Annotated in this window: 22 protein-coding genes; 7 read left to right on the top strand and 15 right to left on the bottom strand. The window is 43.2% G+C overall.

The features are described 5' to 3' along the window. Positions 1-34: 34 nt before the first annotated feature. Both ACXAD1_RS08860 and ACXAD1_RS08855 read right to left on the bottom strand, forming a co-directional pair. A complete protein-coding gene (locus ACXAD1_RS08860) occupies positions 35-979 on the bottom strand; it encodes an alpha/beta hydrolase (RefSeq protein WP_474909845.1) in 945 nt (314 codons plus the stop codon). 66 nt (positions 980-1,045) lie between these two features. After that, entirely contained in the window at positions 1,046-2,692 is a 1,647-nt protein-coding gene (locus ACXAD1_RS08855; RefSeq protein ID WP_370224568.1) for a flavin-containing monooxygenase, read from the bottom strand. Between the two features lie 172 nt (positions 2,693-2,864). Here ACXAD1_RS08855 and ACXAD1_RS08850 point away from each other — a divergent pair, with 172 nt between their 5' ends. Next, positions 2,865-3,560 carry a response regulator transcription factor gene (locus ACXAD1_RS08850; RefSeq protein WP_474909844.1) on the top strand — a complete coding sequence of 232 codons (696 nt, stop codon included), beginning with the start codon at positions 2,865-2,867 and terminating at the stop codon, positions 3,558-3,560. 64 nt (positions 3,561-3,624) lie between these two features. Here the strand turns inward: ACXAD1_RS08850 and ACXAD1_RS08845 are convergent, their stop codons facing one another. From ACXAD1_RS08845 to ACXAD1_RS08825, 5 genes are all read right to left on the bottom strand, one after another. After that, on the bottom strand, positions 3,625-4,899 hold the full coding sequence (locus tag ACXAD1_RS08845) for an L-cysteine desulfidase family protein (protein ID WP_474909843.1): 1,275 nt from the start codon (positions 4,897-4,899) through the stop codon (positions 3,625-3,627). 138 nt (positions 4,900-5,037) lie between these two features. Next, a complete protein-coding gene (locus tag ACXAD1_RS08840; protein WP_474909842.1) occupies positions 5,038-5,385 on the bottom strand; it encodes a hypothetical protein in 348 nt (115 codons plus the stop codon). Between the two features lie 109 nt (positions 5,386-5,494). Further along, on the bottom strand, positions 5,495-6,355 hold the full coding sequence (locus ACXAD1_RS08835; RefSeq protein WP_206836861.1) for a carbohydrate ABC transporter permease: 861 nt from the start codon (positions 6,353-6,355) through the stop codon (positions 5,495-5,497). Between the two features lie 23 nt (positions 6,356-6,378). Next, entirely contained in the window at positions 6,379-7,266 is an 888-nt protein-coding gene (locus ACXAD1_RS08830; RefSeq protein ID WP_370224571.1) for a carbohydrate ABC transporter permease, read from the bottom strand. Between the two features lie 87 nt (positions 7,267-7,353). Next, positions 7,354-8,622 (bottom strand): sugar ABC transporter substrate-binding protein, encoded by a 1,269-nt coding sequence (locus ACXAD1_RS08825; protein WP_206836856.1) that lies wholly within the window; start codon positions 8,620-8,622, stop codon positions 7,354-7,356. A 465-nt stretch (positions 8,623-9,087) separates the two neighbouring features. Between ACXAD1_RS08825 and bglX the strand changes: the two genes are divergently transcribed. The 4 genes from bglX to ACXAD1_RS08805 all read left to right on the top strand — a co-directional run bounded on the left by bglX (position 9,088) and on the right by ACXAD1_RS08805 (position 17,392). Continuing rightward, complete coding sequence (gene bglX, locus ACXAD1_RS08820) at positions 9,088-11,259, top strand: beta-glucosidase BglX (protein WP_206837670.1); 2,172 nt, start codon at positions 9,088-9,090, stop codon at positions 11,257-11,259. 91 nt (positions 11,260-11,350) lie between these two features. After that, a complete protein-coding gene (locus ACXAD1_RS08815) occupies positions 11,351-14,689 on the top strand; it encodes a GH36-type glycosyl hydrolase domain-containing protein (protein ID WP_474909841.1) in 3,339 nt (1,112 codons plus the stop codon). A 53-nt stretch (positions 14,690-14,742) separates the two neighbouring features. Continuing rightward, a complete protein-coding gene (locus ACXAD1_RS08810; RefSeq protein WP_474909840.1) occupies positions 14,743-16,359 on the top strand; it encodes a glycoside hydrolase family 13 protein in 1,617 nt (538 codons plus the stop codon). A gap of 67 nt (positions 16,360-16,426) precedes the next feature. Next, positions 16,427-17,392: a LacI family DNA-binding transcriptional regulator gene (locus tag ACXAD1_RS08805; protein ID WP_474909839.1), complete on the top strand. Its 966-nt coding sequence runs from the start codon at positions 16,427-16,429 to the stop codon at positions 17,390-17,392. A gap of 70 nt (positions 17,393-17,462) precedes the next feature. On the opposite strand, the gene opuFB is transcribed toward ACXAD1_RS08805, so the two are convergent. The 4 genes from opuFB to ystJ all read right to left on the bottom strand — a co-directional run bounded on the left by opuFB (position 17,463) and on the right by ystJ (position 21,747). After that, positions 17,463-18,980, bottom strand: a complete 1,518-nt coding sequence (gene opuFB / locus ACXAD1_RS08800) for an ABC transporter permease/substrate-binding protein (RefSeq protein WP_206836846.1) — start codon at positions 18,978-18,980, stop codon at positions 17,463-17,465. Continuing rightward, a complete protein-coding gene (locus ACXAD1_RS08795; protein WP_474909838.1) occupies positions 18,977-19,930 on the bottom strand; it encodes an ABC transporter ATP-binding protein in 954 nt (317 codons plus the stop codon). Before ACXAD1_RS08795 ends, opuFB begins: the two co-directional genes overlap by 4 nt. Before the next feature lie 176 nt (positions 19,931-20,106). Then, positions 20,107-20,403: a hypothetical protein gene (locus ACXAD1_RS08790; RefSeq protein ID WP_206836841.1), complete on the bottom strand. Its 297-nt coding sequence runs from the start codon at positions 20,401-20,403 to the stop codon at positions 20,107-20,109. A gap of 138 nt (positions 20,404-20,541) precedes the next feature. Beyond that, the gene (gene ystJ / locus ACXAD1_RS08785) at positions 20,542-21,747 is read right to left on the bottom strand and encodes an NADP-dependent malic enzyme (protein WP_474909837.1); all 1,206 of its coding nucleotides are present in this window, start codon (positions 21,745-21,747) and stop codon (positions 20,542-20,544) included. A 143-nt stretch (positions 21,748-21,890) separates the two neighbouring features. Between ystJ and ACXAD1_RS08780 the strand changes: the two genes are divergently transcribed. After that, on the top strand, positions 21,891-22,784 hold the full coding sequence (locus ACXAD1_RS08780; RefSeq protein WP_474909836.1) for a LysR family transcriptional regulator: 894 nt from the start codon (positions 21,891-21,893) through the stop codon (positions 22,782-22,784). 48 nt (positions 22,785-22,832) lie between these two features. Here the strand turns inward: ACXAD1_RS08780 and ACXAD1_RS08775 are convergent, their stop codons facing one another. Further along, positions 22,833-23,537, bottom strand: a complete 705-nt coding sequence (locus ACXAD1_RS08775; RefSeq protein ID WP_474909835.1) for a gamma-glutamyl-gamma-aminobutyrate hydrolase family protein — start codon at positions 23,535-23,537, stop codon at positions 22,833-22,835. A gap of 149 nt (positions 23,538-23,686) precedes the next feature. After that, complete coding sequence (locus tag ACXAD1_RS08770; RefSeq protein WP_474909834.1) at positions 23,687-25,336, bottom strand: catalase; 1,650 nt, start codon at positions 25,334-25,336, stop codon at positions 23,687-23,689. Positions 25,337-25,572: 236 nt separating this feature from the next. Here ACXAD1_RS08770 and ACXAD1_RS08765 point away from each other — a divergent pair, with 236 nt between their 5' ends. Next, positions 25,573-25,698 carry a hypothetical protein gene (locus ACXAD1_RS08765; RefSeq protein ID WP_258549827.1) on the top strand — a complete coding sequence of 42 codons (126 nt, stop codon included), beginning with the start codon at positions 25,573-25,575 and terminating at the stop codon, positions 25,696-25,698. A gap of 334 nt (positions 25,699-26,032) precedes the next feature. On the opposite strand, the gene ACXAD1_RS08760 is transcribed toward ACXAD1_RS08765, so the two are convergent. Further along, positions 26,033-26,155 carry a hypothetical protein gene (locus ACXAD1_RS08760; RefSeq protein ID WP_280516057.1) on the bottom strand — a complete coding sequence of 41 codons (123 nt, stop codon included), beginning with the start codon at positions 26,153-26,155 and terminating at the stop codon, positions 26,033-26,035. Beyond that, positions 26,152-26,937 (bottom strand): glucose-1-dehydrogenase, encoded by a 786-nt coding sequence (locus ACXAD1_RS08755; protein ID WP_206836826.1) that lies wholly within the window; start codon positions 26,935-26,937, stop codon positions 26,152-26,154. The genes ACXAD1_RS08760 and ACXAD1_RS08755 overlap by 4 nt, the downstream gene beginning before the upstream one ends. Positions 26,938-26,942: the final 5 nt, after the last annotated feature.

The following is a 26,942-nucleotide window of genomic DNA, read 5'->3' as shown; positions in this document are numbered from 1 at the left end:
CCCCCAATCAGAAGTGTCCAATCTGCGATATATATTACTTCGAAGCAACACTGCCCTGGAGGACACGCCTTAAAGCATCTGCCGCCTGCTCAATCGACTTTCTTCCCTGATCCAGTACACCAGGCATCCAGAAGAAGCCATGGATCATGCCATCATAACGTTTGGCTTCAACCGGGACACCGGCATCCTTTAAACGCTCAGCATAGGCCTCACCCTCATCGCGCAGCGGGTCAAATTCTCCCGTTAACACCAATGCCGGCGGCAGTCCGCTTAGGTCTTTTGCCTGCAGTGGAGAGGCATATGGATTTTTCCCATCCTCTTCATTCCGCAAATAATGATTCCAGAACCATTCCATGCTGTCTTTCGTAAGCAGATAGCCGTCTGCGTTTTCAGTATAGGATTCTGTTGCATAGGAATGGTTGGTTACAGGATAAATCAGCATCTGAAAGGCGAGTGAGATTTCACCTTTGTCTCTTGCCATGAGGGCAGCAACGGCTGCAAGGTTCCCGCCTGCACTGTCGCCTCCGACGGCAATGCGGCTCGGATCCACTCCAATGGAAGCTGCATTTTCAGCCAACCATTTGACTGCAGCATACGAATCATCCGCAGCCGCAGGAAATTTATGTTCCGGAGCCAGTCTGTAATCCACAGAAACGACCACGCAATTCGCCAGATTCGTTAAAAGACGGCAAGGAACCTCTACTGTCTCCAGGTCACCGATTACCCAGCCGCCGCCGTGATAATAGATGAGTGCTGGAAAAGGTCCTTCTCCTTTAGGAGTATAAATTCGGACAGGTATCTCTCCTCCAGGTCCCGCAATTTTTCTATTTTCAATCTTCCCTACTTCCTCCGGTTCTCCAGCCAGAGCGCTGAAATCTGTGGTAAGTCTGGCTTCCTCCGGTGATAGCTGGCTCATCGGCGGAGCTCCTGCTGCCTCCATCTGTTCCAATAAAAATTTTGCCTGCGGATCTAATGCCATAATTATTTCCCCCTAATAATATATTTATAGACAGGGCAGGAGTAAGCCTGCCCTATCAATCCCCACTTAATTCACAGCACTTTTTTCAGAGGCTGTCAGGCTAAAGCCTTCATAGCCTTTTTCGGCGACTTCATCACAAATCCTTCTGTAGGTTCCAACACCGCCTAGATAAATTTGGAAGCCGCGGGCTTTTCCTTCAATATTGGCACCCATGTACCATGAGTCAGTTTTGGTAAATAAAGTCTGATCGGCGATTTCACGGCAGTGCTTGCTCCATGTATTTTCCGCCTCTTCTTTTACTTCAATGACAGCCTGGTTTTGGTCGCGCATATAGCTGATGCAATCAAATACCCACTCCACATGCTGCTCAATCGAAACCATCATATTGCTTAATACGGAAGGACTTTCAGGTCCTGTCAGCATGAACATGTTCGGGAAACCTGCTGTGCCTAAGCCTAAATAGGTTCTAGTATGTGAGCCGCCAGTCCATTTCTCTTTCAGGGAGACGCCGTCTTTTCCCCGGATATCGATCTTAAACAGCGGTCCAGTCATCGCATCAAAACCTGTGGCAAACACGATCATGTCAAGGTCATATTCAGCATCTGCAGTCCTAACCCCTGTTGCGGTAATCTCCTGAATCGGCGCTTCTTTCACATCCACCAGCGATACGTTATCGCGGTTATAGGTCTCGAAATAATCTGTATCAATGATGGTGCGTTTGGTGCCGTAATAGAATCTCGGAAGGAGCTTTTCAGCCACTTCTGTCTTTGCGACTGTTTCGCGGATTTTAGAGCGGATGAACTCCGCCACGATGGCATTAGCTTCAGGAGTAATGGACAAGTCATTATATGTGTAAGTAAGATTTAGCAGACCTCCTTTTTGCCAGGCTTCTTCAAAAACTTTTTGCCGTTCTTCAGGAGATTCATCAAACACGGAAATGTTTCTTGGCTCCTCCGGTATGCCTGTAACGGAATGGCGCATTTTCTCTCTGATTTCCCTATAATTTTTCCGTATATTTTTCAGGTGTTCAGGATCATTCGGCGTATTCCTGGCTGGACTGCTGTACTGCGGGGTCCGCTGGAATACGGTCAGGTGCTTGGCTTCTTTTGCAATGACAGGGATTGCCTGGATACCGCTGGACCCTGTGCCAATGATGCCAACGCTCTTGCCTTGGAAATCCACTCCTTCATGCGGCCATTGCCCGGTATGATGCCATTCGCCCTTAAAGTTTTCCAGCCCTTTAAATTTAGGTACATTGGACGCTGACAAGCATCCTACAGCTGTAATAAAATATTGGGCAGAAACCTTTTCACCGTTATTTAATTGAACGTCCCACCTATTTTTCTTTTCGTCAAATTGCGCGGATTGCACCCTTGTATTGAACTGCACATCCCGCCGCAGTTCAAACTTATCCGCTACATAATTTATGTAGCTTAGTATTTCAGGCTGTTCTGCGTATTTTGCCGACCAGCTCCATTCTTTCAATAGTTCCTCAGAAAAAGTGTAATTATAGTAGATGCTTTCAACATCGCATCTTGCGCCTGGATACCGATTCCAATACCATGTCCCACCGACATTATCGCCCGCTTCAAATACCCTCGTGGAAAAACCGGCTTCCCGCAAAAGATGCAGCATATACAATCCAGAAAAACCAGCCCCTACAACGACAGCATCAAAATCCGTGAGAGAGTTCGATTTTTGAAATGTTGACATACTTTCTTCCTCCTCATGATATTAATTTAGTCGAAAGCGATTACATTTTTCTTGTTAAAAGTACCTCCTCTCCAGGACATATATTTTAATCTATTTTAAGCTTACTATCATTCGTTTATATTGAATATTCACAATTTTCTATATATAATATCCCTATAAGGAAGGTGTTAATATGGCAATAGAATCTACCATTTTGGATAATATCCAGAATATAGAAGATATCGAGAGTCATGAAGAAAAACTGTATAAAATTCTAGAGGTTTATATGAACATTTTTCCTGTTCAAAACGCCTATTTATTCCGGTATTCACCCTTAGGCTTTATTGGTGAAGGAATCATCGCTATTACGGGCCAAGGATTAATACATATCAGAGATATCAGGGATGATATTCGTTCATTGCCGCTTATTTATTCTGCCCTTTATGAAAGGAAAGCAAAATATTGTTCGGGGATCGAATACCTGAAGCAAATAAACATCAAATACATTACAACTTCCAATGTCAACTCCTTCCTGGCTATCCCCATCTGCTTTGGCGCTGTTCCCATCGGTTATATTTGCACGAACGAATTTGATGATCATATAAAAATTTCTGATCAGCAGCTTTCTTCTTATACTCAATTTGGTCAACAGGTAGGAAAAACCCTTGAAAAAACGGAAGGAAAAGAAGATACCCGGCTATTAAGCAAAAGAGAAATGGAGGTCATGAAGAGGATTTCCTGGGGGGAAAGCATTAAAGAAATGGCTGATTCCATGTATATCAGTGAAGTCACCATCAACCAGTATATTAAAACAGCTATTAGGAAAGTGGGAGCTCAAAACCGGTCACAGGCAATTGCGGAGATGTTTCGACGAGGAATGATTTCGTAATTTTCACCTATTCATATTGCACGCCAAAAAGGCCCTTTTCATAAAGAAAGGACCTTTTTTCAGTTTATTTTTCCATCATTAATTTTAAAATGAGCTCATCCGTATGACGGGTTCCTTCATTTCCTAGTTTACAGAAACTCTCGATGCTCTTTTCAACGTCATCGTGAATAAATCCATCGGTTGATTTGATTTCCTGATCGTTGAGAGCAAGGAGGGCAGACTGCACTGCTACATTGGAGCAGGTAGATACTTTCATGGCACACCCGGCTTTTGCTCCGTCACAGATCATTCCGGAAACATTCCCGATTGTGTTTTGAATGGCTGCTTTGATTTGCTGAAGCTGTCCATCCAGCAAATATACGATGGCTGCACTTGCGCCCATACCTGCAGCAGTTACACCGCATAAAGCCGAGAGCCGGCCAAATTTGGATTTTATATGAATGGTTATCAGATGACTGAGTGCAACTGCCCGAATCATTTTTTCCTCTGCAACCTTAAGTCTTTCTGCAGCTGCAACAACTGGAAGTGTGACTGCGATTCCCTGGTTGCCGCTTCCGGTGTTTGCCATAACTGGAAGTGTAGATCCTGCCATTCTCGCATCTGATCCGGCTGCAGCCAAAGACATAGCCGCAGTAGCAATATCATCCGATAAGATGCCCATTTCCACATTCCTCTTTATCGTTTTCCCTACCTTTAGGCCATACTCGCCCGATAGGCCTTCCATTCCAATGACCCGATTGAGCTCAATACTCTTTTTTATCAGTGATAAGGAGCTGACTTCCACACTAAGCACCCATTCATATATCTCCTCAATGGTGAGTGCAATTAATTCATCTTCTTCAGATTGGATTCCTAAATTTTCAAATCCGCCCTGGTAGATAATCTCTCCATCAACCTCTATTAAAGTAATATTGCTGTGGTTATCAGAGATTACCACTCTGGCAGTCTGCATATCTGTTTTTAATACCGCTTCGATATAAAGCCTTTTTGGTGTCTCCGCCTGAAGGGAAGTTACTTTTCCTTCTTCAATAAGTTTCAGAGCCAGGAGCTCATCTTCTGGCTCCACTCCCTCTAATACTTCGAGCTTTCTTGCAGGGTTCCCTGCCACAGCGCCGATTGCAGCTGCGAAATCAAGACCATAGGAATTCATGCCGGGAATTCCGACTGATTTTGCATTTTTGATGATGTTTCCGCTCGCTTTTAAGCAAAGCTCTTTTATTTCCCCTTTTACATGGCTCTTTGCCATTGCTGCAGCAAGTGCTATTGCAACAGGTTCCGTACATCCAAGGGCAACCACTAATTCTTTTTCCAGAACTCTTAAGATCTTGTGCTTCTCCATTTTCATACCCCTAATTGTTTAAAATAAATGAATGAACTTTAACTATTATAATTCATATAGTGAAAAATGAAGAGAGGCAATATTTCCTTTCGATACGAAAACTCTTTGGAATCATGAAAATAGGCGCAGTTCTGACTGTTAATCTTTGCTGAATAATGCACTGAGATTCTTCAATGTATATAGCCTTCCAGTCACCATAAAAAGGCTGTTATAGTTTCTTTGTACATACTCATCAATAATAGTAAGCCCTTTTGCAAACCGGTCCACCAAATAATTTGTGTATTTTGGGTCCCAGACAAAACGATTGATTCTGAACAGCTCATCTGAGAGGATATGAAATTTATAGTCTTCAGCAATCAATTTTATTTGTTTTAATTTGTCAGTGTCCAAATAGAAAATATTGTTTTCAAGATTCTTATTCAGAAAGGTTAGAAAATCCCGAATATTTTCAGCGAGTAAAGTTGCTTTCTGCATTTCAGGTTTCACATTTATACTCCCCTTCATAGATAGTTCTGCTTACAAAGAATCTATGAGAGAGAGTATTATCTTAACACCACAAAAGGCCAGGAAACTGAAATTCCTGGCCTTTTGCGATTTACTTCATCCCCGAAATGGTATAACCATCAATAATATATCGCTGGAAGAGAATGAAGATGATGATAATTGGAACAACCATGAAGGTTGATCCGGCCATCTGAAGGGCAAAGTTTCCGCCATATTGGCCTTTTAATAATTGGAGTCCTACCGACAGAGTATAAAGGCTTTCATCGTTGGCAATGATCAGCGGCCACAGGAAACTGTTCCATCCTGCAATAAAGGTTAAAATCCCCTGCACCGCCATGACCGGTTTAGCCATCGGCAAGACAATCTGCCAGAACACCCTTAACTCACTGGCACCATCCAGTCTTGCTGCTTCCAGCAATTCATCCGGTATGGTAGTCATAAATTGCCGGAACAGGAAAATCCCGAATGCACCCACCAGGCCAGGAAGCACAATGCCCGCCATCGTGTTTGTCAATTGCATCTGATTCAGAATCAGATATACCGGAATCATGGTTACTTGCCCGGGGATCATCATGGTTGCAAGTACGAGAAAGAACAATTTATTGCGTCCTTTAAATTCAAATTTGGCAAAGGCATAACCGGCCATCGCATTTAAGAATAAGCCTACAAACGACCAAAGAACGATGATAAGAGTATTTTTCAAATAGAGAGCGAAGTTCATATTCACAAAGAGGTTCTGGAAGTTTTCCAATGTGAAATCTTGCGGCAGCAAAGTTGGTGTCAGCTGCATAACTTCACTTTCAGGCTTAAAGGCAGAAAGGATCATCCAAATAAATGGAATGGAAACCAGCACTCCTCCAATTGTAAGAATAATAGCTGCTGCCAATTGCTGAGCTCTTTCCTGCTTAACACTGCTGCTTAATGACTGTTTTTGAACTGCATTGGATTTCATTTTGTTTTTCACCTCAGCTTTCATCAATAATCCTGCCCTTTTTTCTGAAGCCTAAATTGAATCATTGTTATGAATATGATGGCAATGAACAATATGAAAGATCCTGCTGCTGCATAACCAAAGTTGCTGAATTGGAATCCATTCCGGTAAATAAACAGTGCAACTGAAGTCGTACTGTCTAATGGACCGCCATTTGTCATGACAAATGGTTCTTCGAAAAATTGCAGCCAGCCGATCATAGTCGTGATTGAAACAAAAAAGATTGCGTATCTCAAAAGAGGAATCGTAATCTTGAACATCTGCTGCCAGTTGTTGGCTCCATCAAGCTGTGCTGCTTCATAGTAAGTTTTTGGAATCCCCTGAAGCGCAGCAAGAAAAATAATCATATTAAGGCCAATAGCTCTCCAAAGCGCAAGGGCTATTAACGAAACCTTTGCCATTGTTGGATCCTGCAGCCATGGAACAGGCGGCAAGTTAAGAAACTCCAGCAGATGGTTAAACAAGCCTAACTGAGGGTTATAAAGATAGCTCCAAACAACAGCAACCGCAACCACGTTTGTGATGGAAGGCATATAGAAAACAACCCGGAAAGCTTTAAAGATGCGGGCTTTCCCAAAATTGATCAGGAGCGCAATTCCCAGGGAACAAACGATAACCAGCGGGACACCAAAGACCACATAAAACAGTGTATTAAAAATGGATTTTACAAATATCGGATCACTTACAACTTCTTTATAATTCTCTAAACCAACAAAACTAATGGATGACCAGTCTGCTATCCCAACCAGATCCAGGTCAGTAAAACTGATGATCAGCGCCACAAATATAGGAAGAATGGAGAATAATGTAAGTAAGATAAGTGCAGGAGCTATAAAAAAGTATGGAGTTTTGTTTGCCATAAAGCTTTTCATTGTAGGTCCCTTCCTTCTTAGTCCAATTATTCCGGACTATTGCAGGCAACTGGCAGACACCCGCCGGCCAGTACCTGTTGTTAAAAATTACTTGGCTAAAATTTCTTCAGACTTTTTATCAAAGTCGTCCATTTCGGCCTGAATATCAGCTCCGCCACGATAAATCTTTTCAAATCTGCTTAAGAAATCCTGTGCAATTTTCTCAAAAGGTTTGATGACAGGCATTGGCTGTGCATTTTCTAATTGTTCTCCAAATACTTTATAATACTCATTTTGCTGAAGCTGATCATCATTCCAAGCCTCTTTGCTTGCTGGTAAAGAGTTTGTCAATTCAAGCCATTTAACCTGAGTTTCAGGTTTACTCATATAAGAAAGAAATTTAAGTGCCTCTTCTTTATTTTCAGTATGCTGGAATACGGATAAATTGGATCCGCCCAGTGTAGATGTGTTTGTTTCCTTAGCCGGAAGGACTGCTGTTGCCCACTTGCCTTCAAGTTCCGGTGCCTGGTCATTGATTAGCTTGACCATCCAAGGTCCGCTGATAAACATCGGCAGGATTCCATCGCCTCTGAATGCCTGGACGATATCAAGTCCAAGATCTACAGGAGCAGATCCATCTTTGAAGAATCCATTTAAATACTCGACTGCTTCAACAAATTCCGGTTCATTGAAATAAGACTGATTGCCTTCTAATAATTTGGATCCGTTTTGACGAGCTAACATAAATGATAAGCTTTGCTCATTTGTATCGATGCTGATTCCATATTTATCATCACCGCGGTCAGCCAACTTTTTGGCTGCATCCTTTAATTCATCCCAAGTCTTAGGTGCTTCCTTATAGCCAGCTTCTTCCAATAAATCTGTACGGTAAAAAAGTACACGTGTATCAACATACCAAGGCACGCCAACCACTTTGTCTTCATATTTTGTTGTTTCCACTGACCCCTCGAAGAAATTATCGGCTTTAAGCTCAGGGTATTCTTCAGTATGCTCAGCTAAATCAAGCAACGCATTCGCAGATGCAAACTCAGGAATCCAAGTCGTACCCATTTGCACAACATCAGGACCTTTTTTAGAAGCGACTGCTGTCAATAGCTTATCATGCGCCTGATCCCAAGGGATGGCTTGAACTTTCACATCAATTTCCGGGTTTTCTTTTTCAAATTCATCTGCAATCTTTGGAAGTGTTTTTGCCTCTTCTCCCATGCCCCAAACCGTTATCGTTTTTTGCCCTTCCTTCGCAGAAGATCCGGAATCAGAAGAACAGCCTGCCAATGCCCCTGAAACCACCATTGTACCTACCATTGCAGCTGCTGCAAATTTTTTACTGAAAACATTTAACAACTTTTGACTCATACGTAAAACCCCCAATAATTTAATAGGCTTTGCTTTAAGTTTCCCGCTATTGTGCTGCAACATTACTACCTTAAGAACAAACGCAAAAAATCTGCCATCTGGTAAATGGCTAACGAATTCCCCCTTGCAGTGAAACGTTTCGATATTTGATAAAAAAATATTAATCTGAAACTATAGAAACGATTCAACATTATTAAATCAGAATAACAAATCTCCTAATTAAATTGATTGAAACGTTTCGATAGGGCTATTATATTTCAATGTGTAATCGTTTTCAAGTAAAATTTTTCAGTAAATATTTAAAATTCCTTATAGAACTTACAAAAGTGAATAACCAGAAATAGAAACGTTTCGATTTTAAATTGACTCAAAAAAAGAAAGCGCTTATAATGCAGTTGTATCCTAATTCGAAACGTTTCTATAATTTTTATGATTTTACTATAAAAAACTGGGGAGGTCACCCTGATAATGAATCAAAAGCTACAATCATTACTTGAAGAAATGACACTTGATGAAAAAATTGCCCAATTAATGCAGCTGGCCACGCCATTTTTTGAAGGTTCAAAGGATGAAGGGCAAATTACAGGCCCTCTTGCCTCAATGAAAGTCACTGAAAATAGCATCCGCAGCTCCGGATCGGTTCTCGGAGCCTCCGGCGGCGCGAAAGAAGCAATAAGCATACAGAAGGCTCACTTAAAAAATAATCGATTGGGCATCCCTTTATTATTCATGGCAGACATTATTCACGGATATAAAACTATTTTTCCAGTCCCTCTTGCAATTGGCTGTTCTTGGGATCTGGATGGTGCACAATTGAGTGCCGAAATTGCCGCTAAAGAAGCGGCTGCATCCGGGGTACATGTAACCTTTGCCCCCATGGTTGATCTTGTCCGTGACCCACGATGGGGCCGGGTCATGGAATCTACAGGTGAGGATCCATACTTGAACAGTGAATTTGCCAGGTCCTTTGTCCGCGGTTTCCAGGGTAAAGACTTAAAAAATAATAAGGAATCTGTAGCAGCATGTGTGAAGCATTTTGCAGCGTATGGAGCTCCAGAAGGCGGCAGGGATTATAACACAGTGAATATGTCGGAACGGCAGCTGAGGGAATCCTATCTGCCAGCCTATAAAGCCGCTCTTGATGAAGGCTGCGAAATGGTTATGACAGCTTTCAACACGGTCGATGGAATCCCCGCAACCGGCAATCGTACACTGATGCGCGGACTGCTTAGAGACGAATGGAAATTTGATGGAGTTCTAATTTCCGACTGGGGTGCAGTGAAGGAACTGATCCCTCACGGGGTTGCCGAGGACGAAGCAGAGGCTGCACTAAAAGCCATCCAGGCTGGTGTGGACATTGAAATGATGACTTCCTGCTATATCGATCACTTAAAAGAACTCGTGCAGAATGGAAAAGTGGATGAAGAACTGATTGATGAAGCGGTACTTAGAATCTTAAGTCTGAAGGATAAACTGGGGTTATTTGAAGATCCAACGCGTGGTGCTGATGAAGCTCTTGAAAAGGAACTTGTCCTCAGCGAAGCCCACCGAGAAGCATCCAGAGAGCTTGCAGTAAAATCCTCCGTATTATTAAAAAACAACGGCGTACTTCCTATACAAAAGGAAAAGAAATTGGCGTTGATCGGACCATTCGCACAAAGCGGCGATATCCTTGGCCCATGGTCGTTTCTTGGATCAAAGGAAAAAGCTGTTCAGCTTTATGATGGCATAAAAGCAAAAGTGGGTTCCTCTCTTCTTGCAGCCGCAAAGGGGTGTGACATTGAGTCCGGCACAGAAGAACAAATAAATGAAGCTCTTAAAACAGCTGAGGATGCAGACATTATCATCCTGGCACTTGGGGAAGATTCTGAAATGAGCGGAGAAGCAGGCTGCCGCACCGATATCCGGCTTCCTGAAGCCCAGCTTAAACTGGCAGCCAAGGTGAAACAGCTTGGCAAACCCCTCATCGCCGTCCTCTTCAATGGCCGCCCGCTTGATTTACATGGTATCTGGGATGAAGCTGACGCCATTCTGGAAGCATGGTATCCAGGTACGGAAGGCGGAAATGCTATTGCGGATCTATTGCTGGGCGATGCAAATCCATCAGGAAAACTGACTATGTCTTTCCCTTATTCTGTTGGCCAGGTGCCTGTTTATTACAATCATTTTAATACCGGACGCCCTAAAGGAGCTCCGGATGCACAGGAAAGATACGTATCCCAATATTTAGATAGTCCAAATGACCCTTTGCTGCCGTTTGGGTACGGATTAAGCTACACAACCTTTGCTTATGCTGAAGCGAAACTTTCAGATTCCATGCTGTCCCCTTCAAAGCCGATTTCGCTTTCTGTACAGGTAACCAATACCGGAAGCTATCCGGGAGAAGAGGTTGTCCAGCTCTATATCCGGGACGTTTCAGGAGAAGTCGTCCGTCCTTTAAAGGAACTAAAGGGCTTCAAAAAGATTGCCTTGGATTCAGGCGAAAAGGCAGCTGTAACCTTTGAAATTAAGGAACAGCAATTGCGTTATTATCATACCGATTTATCATACAAGAGTGATAGCGGGAAATTCATCGCGTATGTCGGCGCAAACAGCAGAGACGTTATCTCGCTGCCATTTGAATTGTTGAAAGACTGAAATACTTATAATAACTATTAACATGCTCCTAAGCTAACTAAAACCAGTGTATGAGGTTTTAATAAACCTAAAAAGGAAAGAGTTGACAACGATGACCCGGTCAAAGTTCACCATTCAGGCTAATGATTTATCATTTACGTTTTTGAATAGCGGCGATATATTCGAAATCGCCCATCATTCTACTATGATCAACCAGTGGCTTTCCAATCCTATAGATGGTTCATTAAATAATTTGTTTTTACGCGTTCACGACGATACTGGCATCAGGGCCTTCCCCCTGCTTGGAGTCAAGTCCCAAAGCAGGATGCGAACTGCAGATAACCAGGTTGTCTGGGAAGGTGAAGCCGGCGGGATTTCCTACCAGGTTACGTTTACATTGACTGAAAAAGCAACCTGGTTCTGGAATATTGAATTACATGGAGATGGATATTTGGCTGACGTAATCTACGGACAGGATTTAGGTCTTGCTGACAAAGGTGCCGTCCGAACGAATGAAGCTTACATGTCTCAATACATTGACCATAAAGTATATAACGGCACAAAAAATGGGTATGCCGTTTGCTCAAGGCAAAACCAGCCAACGAGCGGCGGCCGCTTCCCTTATATACAGCAGGGGTCACTTACGAAATCTATTGGTTACTCCACCGATGGATTCCAATTTTTTGGATTGTCCTACAAAGAAACAGACATCCCTGAAGCGTTGGACAGAGTCTCCCTTGCAAACGAGATCTATCAATACGAATTCGCCTATACTGCACTTCAATCAGAAAAAATCGAACTGACTGGCAAGGCACAAGTAATATTCTATGGTATATTCAAAGAAAATCATCAAGAGGCAATTACAGATTTGGAATTTGAGAATGAGATATTGGAAGCCTGGGAGAAGGTTCCAAACGCAGCAGAAATACAAGCAAAGAAGTTAGAATCAGTCCGCTTCTCCCCTACTTTCGGAAAGCCGCTTGAAACGGTTTCGATGACCAAAGCAGAAATCAATGTGCTCTTCCCTCGCCGCCATCAGGAAGAGATTTCTGGAGATACACTGTTATCTTTCTTTACAGAACAGCATGAGCATGTAGTCTTAAAGGAGAAAGAACTGCTGGTTGAACGTCCCCATGGGCACATCATCATGACTGGGGAAAATGTTGAGAATATCAAAAACGTGCTTACTTCTACTTTATATATGTACGGAATTTTTAACTCTCATATTGTTATGGGCAATACATCCTTTAATAAAATGCTTACCAACGCAAGAAATGCTTTAAATATCATGAAAACCTCGGGACAAAGGATTTATGTGGAAGTAGACGGTCAGTACCGGCTGCTGACTATGCCTTCCATGTTTGAAATGGGATTTAATTACGGCAGATGGTACTATAAAACAGCAGATGACTTGCTTGTTATAACTTCTTATACCTGTGCGGATGCTTCCCAGTTGGAGCTTCAGGTCCGCTCGGATAAAGGAAAAGCTTACCGCTATCTCGTTACTAACCAAGTATCTATGAATAATAATGAGTACGCTCAGCCATTCAAAATAGAGCATGAAGGAAATGAGCTTATCTTCAAGGCAGGCGAAAACTCAGACAGTTCAAGGGTTTTTCCTGACCTTACGTACCGAATGCAGATAAACGGTGCTGATTTCAAATTGAAGGACTCCAGTTTCTTCGGAGAAAACCTGGAAGATGATGCCGCTTCACTTGCAGTTTTAGAAATGGATACAACTAGCGAATGGAGTATGGCAATTCAAGGTTTGCTTGATGGAAAGGAACTTGCCATAAAGCAAACCAATCTTGAAACTGAAAAGAAAAAGTATCACGGATTTCTAGCTTCAACAATGAACGGCTTCCGCCTTGCCAAAAATGGAGCAGCGACAGAAGAATTAAATAAAATTAATGCTCTTGCATGGTGGTATACCCACAACATGCTCGTCCACTACTCTGCACCGCATGGACTTGAGCAGTACGGCGGGGCAGCCTGGGGAACACGCGATGTCTGCCAGGGGCCAACTGAATATTTTATAGCAACACAAAAATATGATTCTGTAAAAAATATTATCCTGACTGTCTATTCACACCAATACGCAGATGATGGAAACTGGCCGCAATGGTTTATGTTTGATGACTATTTCAGATTCCAGCAGGAAGAAAGCCATGGGGATATCATTGTCTGGCCATTAAAGGTGATTGCTGAATATCTGAAGGCAACGAATGATTTTTCTATATTAAACGAATCACTCCCTTTCACAGAAAAAGGCAGCTTTGAATTTACGAAAGAGAAAGCCTCTCTTTTGGATCATGTTAAAAAACAGATTCAGTACATGAAGGATCATTTTTTACACGACACGTATTTATCTTCATATGGAGACGGGGACTGGGATGATACACTTCAGCCGGCAAACGCGCAATTAAAGCAGTATATGGCAAGCAGCTGGACAGTGGCACTGACATACCAGGTAATCGGCCAATTCTCCTCATTATTAAAGCACAGCGATAAAAAGCTGTCTCTTGAACTTAATGAAATGGCTGAGGGTATTAAAAAAGATTTCAACACTTACATGCTTTCTTCCGAAACGATTCCTGGTTTTGTGTACATGGAAAATCCTGAAAAACCTGAATTAATGTTACACCCTTCCGATACGAAGACAGGCATACAATACCGCCTTCTCCCGATGACAAGAAGCATGATTGGCGAGCTTCTGACTCCGGAACAGGCAGAAGAACACTATAAGATTATCAGACAAAAACTGTATCACCCAGATGGAGTCCGCTTAATGGACCGCCCTGCTTCCTATAGAGGAGGAGTCAGCGCAAACTTCAAACGTGCCGAGCAGGCAGCTAATTTCGGACGCGAAATTGGCCTCCAATATGTTCATGCCCATATTCGGTTTGTTGAGGCGATGGCCAAGCTCGGGAAATCAGACGAGGTTTGGACTGGCCTGCAGAAAATAAATCCGATTGGCATACAAAAAGTGGTGCCGAATGCAGAGCTCCGTCAAAGCAATTCTTACTTCAGCAGCTCGGACGGAAAATTCAATACCCGCTATGAAGCAGCCGAAGATTTTGATAAGCTGCGCGATGGCTCTGCCCCTGTAAAAGGCGGGTGGAGAATCTACTCCAGCGGTCCAGGAATTTATATGAATCAGCTGATTTCAAATGCCCTGGGAATCCGGCGTGATGGACAGAATTTAATTATTGATCCGGTCCTGCCTGAAGAAAACGACGGTATGGATTTCCAATTCAGGATAGATGGAAAAGAAGTGACTTTTATCTATCATCTCGGCAATCATGGAAAAGCCGGAGTCATGATTAACGGCAGCAAGGCGGATGCAGAACAAATATCCAACCTTTACCGCACAGGCGGGTATCGAATCAGCAGTCCTGAACTTAAAAAGCATTTGAAAGAAAACAATAATTCGATCGAAATTTACTTGTAATAAAGGAGCGGCGGCCACTTTGGCCGCTTCCTTTTTATCCTGGAGGGCTGAATATGGAAATGAAATGGTGGCATAAGAGTGTAATTTATCAGGTGTACCCTCGCAGTTTCAAAGATTCTGATGGAGATGGCATTGGTGATTTAAAAGGGCTTATTACGAGGCTCGATTATATTGCGGAATTGGGAGCGGATCTAATCTGGCTCTGTCCTGTCTATGCTTCACCAAACGATGATAATGGGTATGACATCAGCGATTATTACAGCATAAACACTGAATATGGTTCTATGGATGATATGGATCGGCTTATTTCCGAGGCTGCCAGCCTCGGAATAGGCATCATGATGGATATTGTCGCCAACCATACCTCGGATGAACACCCCTGGTTTATTGAATCCAAAAGCAGTAAAGAAAATTCTTTCAGGGATTTTTATGTTTGGAAAGATGCTCTTGAAGATGGCCCGCCTAGCGGCCTGCAGTCGATCTTCAGCGGAAGCGCGTGGGAATATGATCCTGCGACAGCACAGTATTACCTGCACATGTTCAGTAAAAAACAGCCTGATTTGAATTGGCATCATCCCCCTGTCCGTCAGGCCATTTATGATGTGATGCGTTTCTGGATTAAGAAAGGCATTAAAGGATTCCGATTTGATGTCATTGATCTGATTGCAAAGGATCTGGATCAACATGTAATAGCAAATGGTCCCCTCCTCCACGAGTATCTTCAGGAAATGCATCGGGAAGTACTGGAGGGAACAAACGTTGTTACTGTCGGGGAAACCGGCGGGGCAGATCTCAATCAGGCAATGTTATATACTGATCCTTCGCGAAAAGAACTGGATATGGTTTTTTCCTTCGAACATATTGCATTGGATGAGCTGCCAGGAAAGCAGAAATGGGATTTAAAACCGCTCGAATTAGGAGATCTGAAACGTGTTTTATCAAACTGGCAGACCGGTCTTTCAGATAAAGGATGGAATAGCCTGTTCTGGAGCAATCATGATCAGCCGCGCATTGTTTCCAGGTGGGGCAATGATGTTGACTTCCGCTATGAAAGTGCCACCATGCTTGCCGCCCTTTTACATCTCATGAAAGGCACTCCTTACATTTACCAGGGGGAAGAAATCGGGATGACAAATATCAAATTCCCGGATTTGGACTCTTACAGCGATATTGAAACACTCAATATGTATAATGAGCGAATTTCAGCGGGCTATCCTCATGATTCTATAATGAATTCCATCTATGTGAAAGGCCGGGATAATGCCAGAACACCAATGCAGTGGAATGCAGACAAGAATGCCGGCTTTACATACGGTGTTCCTTGGATTGATGTGAATCCAAATTATATTTCAATTAATGCAGCTTGCGATTTAGATGCGCGTCAATCGATTTTCCGCTTCTATAAAAAACTGATAGAATTGAGAAAATCAAATGACATTATCTTATATGGCGACTATCGGCTGCTGGAAAGTGAGCCGGGAATCTATGCGTATGAAAGAAGATATAAGGGTGAAAAATGGTTGATAATCTGCAATTTTACAAAAAAAGAAGTGAGGTCTCTCCTCCTCAGCAGTATGAGTGGCAAACTGCTTATCCATAATTATCTTTCCCCTCCCCGCGATCAGAAGCTGCGCCCTTATGAAGCAGTTGTTTATAAAATGAAAAATTGACTATAGCTGGAAGCGCTCACAATGTATAATAAAAGGAGAGCCTACTGCAGAGACTGGAGAGAGAATCGTGACAAGTATTAAAGACATAGCAAAAAAAGCGGGTGTCTCCATATCAACTGTTTCCTATGCTCTGAACGGAAACCCCAAGGTTACAGAGGAGACTGCTGCAAAAATCCTGGCCATTGCCAAGGAGCTAAACTACGTGCCGAATGCTGCAGCACGATCATTAAAGAAGAGAGAAACGAAAATAATTGGCGTCTTCTTAACTAATTTTGGCGGTGCTTTTTATGGACAGCTCCTGCAGGGCATTCAGGACGCCCTTAACAGTAAAGGATACGAGATGATTGTTTGCGGAGGTAAAGAGTCACACCGCTTTATACCAGAACGCATGATTGACGGGGCCATCGTTTTGGATTTCTCCTTCTCGAGTGAGGAACTGCTGAAGCACGCAGACGCAGGACATAAGATAGTCGTGATGGATAGAGAATTAAACCATCCTAATATTAACCAGGTTTTATTGCATAATACTTCCGGGGCAACACTTGCTATTGATTTTCTGATTGAAAAAGGGCATCGCAAAATTTATGCTGTAAATGGGCCGGATGGCTCGTATGATGCTGCTCAGCGGATTGAAGCAGTCCGGCAGGCAGTCAAAAGATATCAGTATATCGATTACCACGAACTCCCGGGTAATTTTAATAAACATGCAGGCGAGAAGGCAGCTGCGCAAATCGTAAAAGAATTTACAGATCCCGCTGCGGTTTTCTGCCTGAATGATGAAATGGCCATCGGTATGTACAATTATTTGGCAAAAACACAGTATCAGATTGGGAAGCATATTCACATCATCGGTTTCGATAATATTGAGCTTTCTCACTACACCCAGCCCAGATTGGCAACTATCGATTATTCGGAGCGAAAATGGGGAGCTGTGTCTGCTGAACATCTCCTGAAGCTGATTACTGGCGAACCAGTGGAAAATGAGCGTATCTATGTAACACTCATTTCGGGTGATTCAGTCCAATCCATTTAGATTCATATGTAAATCAGAACAGCGCCTGCACGAATTCGTTCAGGCGCTGTTCTGATATTTTTGTTAATCTTTACTTCAGCAATCCTTCCTTCTGCAAATAGTCCCGGGCTGTTTCTTCAGCACTTGTTCCTTCAACATTGACTTTATAATTCATTTCACGCATTTCATCGTCACTAATTTTACCGCTCAGTTTGTTTAAGACTTTGACCAATTCGGGGTGTTCTTCTGCTGTTTCAGCTCTTAGCAATGGGGCACCCTGATACGGAGGAAACAGATTCTTGTCATCCTCCAGGACAGTGAGATTGTACCTTGCGATTTCACTATCAGTAGAATATGCGTCCACTAAGTTGATTTCACCATTTTCAATTGCTCCATAGCGCAGCTTTGGCTCCATGGTTAAAACAGTTGGAAAATCCACGCCATAAAGCTTTTGAATGCCTCGATAGCCATCTTCCCGGTCAGAGAATTCAAGGGTGAAGCCTGCTTTTATGTTTTGCTCGACTGCTTTTAGATCTGAAATGGTTTGCAGGCTATATTCCTCAGCCAATTGTTCTGGCACTGCCAAAGCATACGTATTGTTGTAAGCCATCGGTTCTAACAGCTTCATATTGAATTGGTCCTTCATCCCTTTTCTCGCTTGCTCATAAACCTCTCCACTGTCTGTGCTTACCGCTGTCTCTTTTAAAAACTCCGCAATAGCTGTACCGGTAAACTCAGGATACACATCAATACTACCTGACTTCAGCGCATTGAAGACAAACGATGTTTTCCCTAATCCAGGCTGTAATTCCACATTAAGATCCGTTTCATTTTCAATTAGCAATTTGTACATATTGATTAGGATCTCCGGTTCTGAACCAAGCTTTCCTCCAATAACAAGATTTTCATCCGATTTATTTGTCAGTAATGGAAGCGCCATAACCAATATCATCGCCCCGATGAATACCCCCAGCGCAGTGAGGGATCTTTTAAATGACATATTCTCGAAGCGGCGCAGCAGCATATCAAAAAGGATCGCCAATAAGGCCGCAGGTATGGCCCCCAGAACAATCAAGGCCGTGTTGTTCCGGTCAATTCCAAGCAGAATCAGGTCTCCCAAGCCTCCTGCTCCAATTAATGCAGCAAGAGTAGCCGTTCCAACAATTAACACCATAGCCGTGCGGATACCGGCCATAATAACCGGCATGGCGAGAGGAAGCTCTACCTTCATGAGCCTTTTCCGCCTGTTCATTCCCATCGCCCGAGCCGCTTCGATAATGGAATCATCCACTTCCTTAATGCCTGTATATGTATTTCTTAGAATGGGCAAAAGTGCATACACGACTAATGCGATAATAGCCGGAACTTTCCCAATGCCGAATAAAGGAATCAAAAGTCCAAGCAAAGCTAATGACGGAACAGTCTGCAATACGGCCGTCACTCCAATGATCCCTTCTGCGATTCTTTGTTTTTTTGTCAAATAAATCCCAAGCGGAATCGCAATCAGTACTGAAAAAAACAATGCAATAAGCGAAATCTGTATATGCTCAATAAGTACACTTAATAATTGACCTTTCCTTTCATTAAAAACAGAGCTGAAGGTGTTCATGACCTCACCTCTTTCTGTTTGCTTCCAGCCAGCTTACGAATAACAGCCTGCCTGTTAACCATTCCAATGATACTTCCGCCTTCTTCCACAGCAAGCTCATCATGAGAAGCCAATAAGCTAAGCGTTTCTTCCAGCGAAGCCGAGACGGAGATGATTACACCGTTCTGTTCGGTTTCTGAATTCTGCAGGAGGATATCATGAAGGCTGAATCCCTCTATGTACGGTCCCTGGTCTTCCCCGACAAACTGCCGGACAAATTCGTTCTCCGGGTTAGCCAGCAGCTCCTCTGGGGTGCCAATTTGGATGATTTCCCCGCACTTCATGACGCAAATGCGGTCACCGAGCTTTAAAGCTTCCTTCATATCATGTGTGACAAAGACGATTGTTTTCTTTATTTTTTTCTGAAGATGGATTAGGTCATCCTGAAGCTTTTCCCTGCTAAGGGGATCCAGCGCACTAAAAGGCTCGTCCATCAGGATGATGGGCGGATTGGCTGCCAGCGCTCTTGTTACACCCACTCTTTGCTGCTGTCCCCCTGAGAGTTCATGCGGCTTTCGGCTGCGGTAGATGTCAGGCTCCAAACCGACCATTTCCAATAACTCATCAATCCGTTCTTTGATTTTCCCCTGTTCCCAGTTCTTTAGCTCCGGTACGATCGCGATATTTTCCCCAATTGTCATGTGAGGAAAAAGGGCAATCTGCTGGAGGACATAACCAATATCCCAGCGAAGCTCATGAATATCATAGTCACTTATCCGTTTGCCTTTAATAGATATCGTTCCTGAAGTCAAAGGAATCAGTCTATTAATCATTTTCAGAACCGTAGTTTTTCCAGAGCCGCTCGGACCAATAATAACGAAGAACTCGCCTTCATTTATATGTAAGTTAATTGAATTAACAGCCTTTGTTCCATCCCCATACTGTTTTGACACATTGTCAAATTGGATCATTGCTCCACCCCTCTAATAAGTTCACATCTGGATTATTCCCTAATTATTTTACTGAAAAACGGCGATGCCGAAGTTTTCTTTTTACCGTTATACCATCATACAGATAGATAGGATACTTTTCCATTATGAGGTCCTTAAAAAAGGCAGCCTCCATTAAAAATAGAGGCTGCCTGTTATTATGCAAGAGATCGGTTCAAGTTCTTAAATAGGTAAGGAAAGTCTTTTCTGATCGTTTCGCGGATATCTCCATATGCAAGATGACAAACAGGATAGGCTTTTACTTTTTTCAGGGTAGAATGCGGGTTGCCTTGAAAGACATTAACTGACTCTTCTAAAAACCTTTCCTGCTGAAACAGATGATTATTTCGATTTTCAAAGACCTTCTTTTCTGTTTGCTCATAAATAATGTAATAGTCTTCAATGATTTCACCACGGAACATTTCCAGCGCCTCAATTACTTCGTATACTTTCATCGGTATCAATCTCCTTTTTTAATGAATTCAGAGTGACGAAAGTGATAAAATCAATCCCCATGGCAAAACCAGCAGCTTTATATTTTGGATACTATGATTAACTTTGCTTGAACATGCCTCCGCATGCAAAATTTTATTCTATTGGCTTATGGTCTCGCTCTTTATGATTTCGATCCGGGCAGCACCGGTTTCCTGGGCGGCTTTTACTACTGCATCTCTTACAGCCGGGACAACTCTGCTGTCAAGCGGTCCTGGAATTACATAATCCGGTGATAAGTCTGTAGCATCGATTAATCCGGCGATGGCCTTGACAGCTGCCATCTTCATTTCTTCATTAATTTCAGTAGCCCTTACGTCCAAAGCTCCTCTGAAAATCCCCGGGAATGCGAGGACATTATTCACCTGATTCGGCAAATCGGAACGGCCTGTTCCAACCACCTTGGCACCTGCCGCTTTCGCCTCTTCCGGCATGATTTCAGGAACCGGATTGGCCATGGCAAAAATAATGGAATCCTGACTCATTGTCTGGACCATTTCCTTTGTTAAGGCTCCTGCAGATGATACCCCTATAAATACATCAGCGCCGATGATAGCATCTTCAAGCGGACCCTGGCGTTTGGCTGAATTGGTGATCTTCGCCACAGACTCTTTGACAGGGTTCATCCGCTCCTGCCTTCCTTCGTAAATCGCTCCTTTTGTATCACACATGATGATATCTTTTACACCCATATTAAGGAGCAGCTTAATAATCGCGATTCCTGCGGCACCAGCGCCGTTAATAACGACTTTTATATCATTCATTTTTTTATCCACAAGCTTTAGAGCGTTTATTAAACCGGCAGCCGTTACGATTGCTGTTCCATGCTGATCATCATGAAAGACGGGGATGTTCATTTCCTGCTTCAGTCGTTCTTCAATGTAGAAGCAATTCGGTGCTGCGATATCTTCCAGGTTGATGCCGCCAAACGAAGGCTGCAGCAGCCTGACTGTTTTAATAATTTCTTCGGGATCCTTCGTATCAAGGCAAATCGGAACAGCATCAATCCCTGCAAAAGCTTTAAACAGGGCTGCCTTCCCCTCCATGACGGGCATGGAGGCTTCAGGACCAATATCGCCAAGACCGAGCACCGATGTCCCATCAGAAACAACGGCGATTAAATTACCTTTTATCGTATAATCATAGACTTTTTCAGGCTGGTCATGAATTTTCCGGCAGGGCTCTGCCACTCCGGGGGAATAGGCTAAGCTTAAATCTTTCATGCTGTTCAGCGGCATTTTCACATCGACTGTTAACTTCCCTTGAAACTTCTCATGAAGCAATAAAGATTCTTTCTGCAAATCCATCCTAACCATCTCCCCTTATTGAATATTGTTAATTTTCAGTATTATACTGTTGTAGAATATTATATAATGAGTGGTATCTATAAATGAAATACATATAATCTATAATCATTATGCCTTTTGGTTATATAACAGGAGTGAGATCTTTGGATATAAGGCATTTAGAATATTTTGCTGAAGTAGCCCAGCACTTAAGCTTCACAAAAGCGTCCCAGACACTGCATGTCACCCAGCCTTCCATAAGCAAAGCCATAAAAAACCTCGAAGGCGAACTGGGAGTGCCGCTTTTTTACCGGTCCTCAAAACAGCTGGAATTAACAGACGCGGGAAAAGCGGTGCTGATCAATGCAAATAAAGTCCTGGACGCATTTAAAAACCTGACTTTGGAGTTAACAGATGTGACGGAGCTAAAGAGCGGCGAAATCAAAATTGGCATCCCTCCTATTGTAGGAGCCGCTTTTTTTTCGAAGCTCATCAGCCAATATAAAGAGAAGTTTCCATTGATCGAAATTAAATTGACAGAGGTTGGCACGAAAAAGATAAAAAAGGGAGTAGACGATGGCACATTGGATATTGGCCTTATTTGCACAGTTCCTGCACAAGGCAGCAGCTTTGAAATTATTAATGTTTTAAAGGACCCCTTAATGCTTATTGTCCACCGTGAACATCCTCTTGCTTCAAAAAGTGTGGTGCACTTTTCACAATTGGGTAATGAGCCCTTTATCCTGTATCGGAAAGATTTCACCCTTTACGACCTGATTATTGAAGAGTGCTCGAAAAACGGCTTTCAGCCCAAGATCGTCTGTGAAAGCTCACAAAAGGACTTCCTCCTTGGAATGGTTGAAGGAAAACTTGGGATCACTATGCTCCCAAGCAAAATCTGTCAAAATATAAACTGCAAAGACCTGGTGGTTCTGCCAATCTCTGAATCTGCTGTAAATTTGGAGCTCGGGATGATCTGGAAAAAGGATAAGTACTTATCGTATGCCGTCCGGGAGTTTATCGCCGGTGCAGAGACTTATTTGGAGAAAGGGCTATGAAAAGACCGCCGCAATTTAAAGAATGCGATGGGATTTTACCTTCTAATTTTATTGTTTGCAAGCCTTTGTAAATGCTTCAAAAATAGCAATAGATGGGTCATCATTCTTTTGTGTCATGCATTCAGGGTGCCACTGTACCCCTAATACAAAGCTATGCTTCCTACTCTCAAAAGCCTCAATGACTCCATCATTTGCTTCAGCACATACGTCAAAGTTTTCAGGCATCTTGCGGACAGCCTGATGATGATAGCTGTTTACTTTAAAATTTTCCGCTCCAGTGGCTCTGTGCAGAAGAGAATTTCTTTTTACATTCACAAAGTGGGACGCATGCCACCGGGGTGCTTTTTGGCCATGCTGCAAAAGAGGGACGCTCATCTGGGAATAGATATCCTGATACATATCGCCTCCAGCAGCAATATTGAGGATTTGGCACCCTCTGCATATGGCTAAAATTGGTTTATCAAGAGCCAGCATTTTTTGAATAATGCTGATTTCAAACGTGTCTCTTTCCGGACAGATGCTTCCCAGGTTTTTATGAGGTTCTTCACCAAATAGGGTGGGATCGATGTCCCCTCCACCCGTAAGAAGAAGCCCATCCAGTTCTTCAGCTAAATTTTCAATTTTGTCATCTTCCAGCAGATTAGGTACAACAATCGGAACGGCCCCAGCGCTTAATAATGAATAGATATTATCCATTGAAACAGAAAGCTGATTTTCATCTAAATTTGATGTAACCCCTATAATTGGTTTCATTTGGCACCTCTGGCTATATAGTTTAGGAGATTATTCTACACTGCCGGGAAGAAGTCCTACCTGCCTGCATTAGAAAAATGATAGAGCGAAGACAAAAAAACTGTCCAGCAGTCAGGATCACTAACTTTCTGGACAGCCCTTGTTAATAATTAATATGGATCCGTTTCACGGCTTTTCTCAACGGCTTCTTTTGCTGCCTGGTTCTCAGCGATCGAACCCTGGCCATATTTAGACCTTCCGGCGTCACGGCCAGGAACTTGCTCTTCACCGTTCATTGCCAGCAATTCTTTCATGACTTTCTCGGTTCCTACCTTCACGCGGCGGCCATATTCTTCATCAGCCTGTGTAAAATGCTCAAACATGGCATCCTGAATCCGTTTGTCACATACCGCCAGTGCTTCAGAAAGGTTTTTGATCAGTTCATCGCGCTCCCAGTCTTCAAAACTCCGGTAGGTATGGCCGGCCTGGCCATAATTGTTTGGACGATCGATAGGTGCGCTCATGGCTGCCGCATTATAAGTTGGCCGATGCGGTGTGCGCCCTTCTTCAGGTGCTTCCTTGAAGCCGCCCTTCATCGATGGCTCGTAGTTAATATGCGGATTTTCTCCAGACTCTTTCGGGTCACGAGTATCCATTTGCCCGCGCTGCTGGTTTGTGCGCACAGGTGCTTTCGGTGCGTTCACCGGCAATTTCAGATAGTTCGCCCCTACGCGATAGCGCTGCGTATCGGAATATGAGAAAGTCCGGCCCTGCAGCATCTTATCATCGGAAAAATCCATTCCGTCAACAAGTACCCCTGTACCAAAGGCAGCCTGCTCAATCTCTGCATGGTAATCTTCTGGATTGCGATCAAGAACCATACGGCCAACAGGCAGCCAAGGGAACTTATCTTCCGGCCAAAGCTTAGTATCATCAAGGGGATCAAAATCCAGTTCAGGATGGTAATCATCCTCCATAATTTGTACAAATAGCTCCCATTCAGGATAATCTCCCCGTTTAATCGACTCAAATAAATCCTGGGTGGCATGACCGACATTTTTCGCCTGAATAATGCTTGCCTCTTCCTGTGTCAGATTGCGAATTCCCTGCTTCGGCTCCCAGTGATATTTCACCAGTACCGCTTCTCCTTTTTCATTCACCCATTTATACGTGTTGACACCGGATCCCTGCATGTGACGGTATGTAGCGGGTATTCCCCATGGTGAAAACAGGAATGTTATCATGTGTGTGGCCTCAGGTGTCCTGGAGACAAAATCAAACATCCGCTCGGGATTTGACACGTTTGAAACCGGATCAGGCTTGAAGGCGTGAATCATATCTGGGAATTTCATCGCATCCCGGATAAAGAAGATTTTCAGGTTATTGCCGACTAAATCCCAGTTTCCATCCTCGGTGTACATTTTTACTGCAAAGCCGCGCGGATCACGAGCAGTTTCCGGTGAGTCTTTTGCCCCTGCAACGGTAGAAAAACGAACCATTAGGGGAGTCCTCTTTCCTGCACCGGAAAAAACCTTTGCGCGGGTATACTTTTCGGCCGGCTCATCCCCAACTTTTCCGTAAGTCTCAAAGTAACCGAATGCCCCGGCTCCTCTTGCGTGCACCACACGCTCCGGTACTTCTTCCCTGTCAAAATGGGAGATCTTTTCAATGAAATGGTAATTCTCCAAGGTCGCTGGTCCCCGGTTGCCAATCGTGCGGATGTTTTGGTTATCAGCAACAGGATGCCCCTGCCGAGTCGTCAGTGTCTCCCGCTTCACATCTTGCTCATTTGCAGAATTCAGATCTTTGTTCTCTTCCAAGATCGAACCTCCTTAATTTTTATGACCATATTTTACCTCTGCTTCAGAAATCTATACCCGAATTTACCTGCAATGTTATGTACTGGATATTCTTCCAAAACAAAAATACTGCCGGTGTTACGATACCCCATTAAATGGAAATTAAACCTTTTTTCGGAAAAAGTCCCTCATTGATTTGTTCGAATAAAGTTCTTCCCTTTGTAAAAAAATACTCATGTCCAAAGGGAGGTGTAGACGTGCCGAATCTAAATGATAACAAGTTCAAGAAAATTCAATCCGAAAGCCAGAAGCAGGGTAAAACATACGAAGAGTATGCTGCAGAACTGGAAGCGAACAAAATGAAAGCTCAAAAAAGAAAATAAATGACTGAGAGGCAGGAATATTCGCCTGCCTTTTTAGCTTAGCCGGGAAAAGGCAGAATTCTGGGCTGTATATCTTTTTATCACTATAAGTAATCTCTGGTATTGCTTTAAGCAAACTGCACCGCCTGTGAGACCAACTGAAATGCGACATTGCATATTTAATAATTTGTCTGCATCCTGTTCATAGTTTGTTAATATTTACGCATTACAATATAATTGTACCGAAACATCATACAGCCCTTTTTCTTTACCCCTTCAGGTCCGGCCCATATTAAGTGCCGGATTTTTTTATTGAAATGTATAAGTAAACGAGAAGGAAGGGTATATAGCCGGTTTAGTAAAAACCGGCGACGATGCCAAAATGGAATATGATTCCCCGGTCGGTAATACAGTGTTTTTTGATTTGAATTAAAACTTCAAAGCCCCTCTCATAATCGAGAAGGGCCTTTTCCATCATCCTTTTCCCGCCTGGAATCCGGGATATTGTGTCATGCCCCCGTCAGCGTATAATGTCAGTCCGGTGACATAGCTCGCTTCTGTGGAAGCCAGCCACACTGCACAAGCTGCGATTTCTTCGGGCTTGCCGATGTAGCCCATAGGAATGAGCTCAAGGACACCTTTTTTCAATTCAGGATCTGAGAACTTTTCAGCATTAATCGGTGTATCAATAGCACCTGGGGCAATGCAGTTCACGCGGATCCCGTGCGGGGCAAATTCAAGAGCAAGAGTCTCGGTCATCAATTTGACCCCGCCTTTGCTTGCTGCATAGTGAACAAAATGCGGCCACGGAATTTCCTGATGAACAGATGACATATTAATGATCGAGCCTTTTATTTTGTTTTCCAGCATATAATCAATGGCTTCCCGGCAGCCTAAAAATTGTCCCGTCAAATTCGTCGAAATGACCTTGTTCCAATCCTCCAGGGTGAGTTCTTCAGATGGGACTTCATTTTCGATTCCCGCGTTATTGATCATGACGTCGAGAGACCCGAACGTTTTAATAGCATGGGCGATCATTCTTTTAATATCCTCTTCCTTTGTAACATCCCCCTTGATGGCTGAGGCACTTCCGCCTGCTCTTTCAATTGTTTCAATAATCCCCTGCAGTTCCTGATCCTCATTGAAATAATTGATGACTACCTTCGCTTTTTCAGCACCGAATCGCTCAGCCATCGCCTTCCCGAGCCCGGTCGCTCCGCCTGTAATAACGACAACTTTTCCTTCAAGACTTGGATACATAAAAT

This window comes from Cytobacillus sp. ABV4_503 (assembly GCF_056158445.1).
The sequence above is the reverse complement of the archived record's forward strand: the minus strand, read 5'-3'. Positions and strand labels throughout refer to the sequence as shown.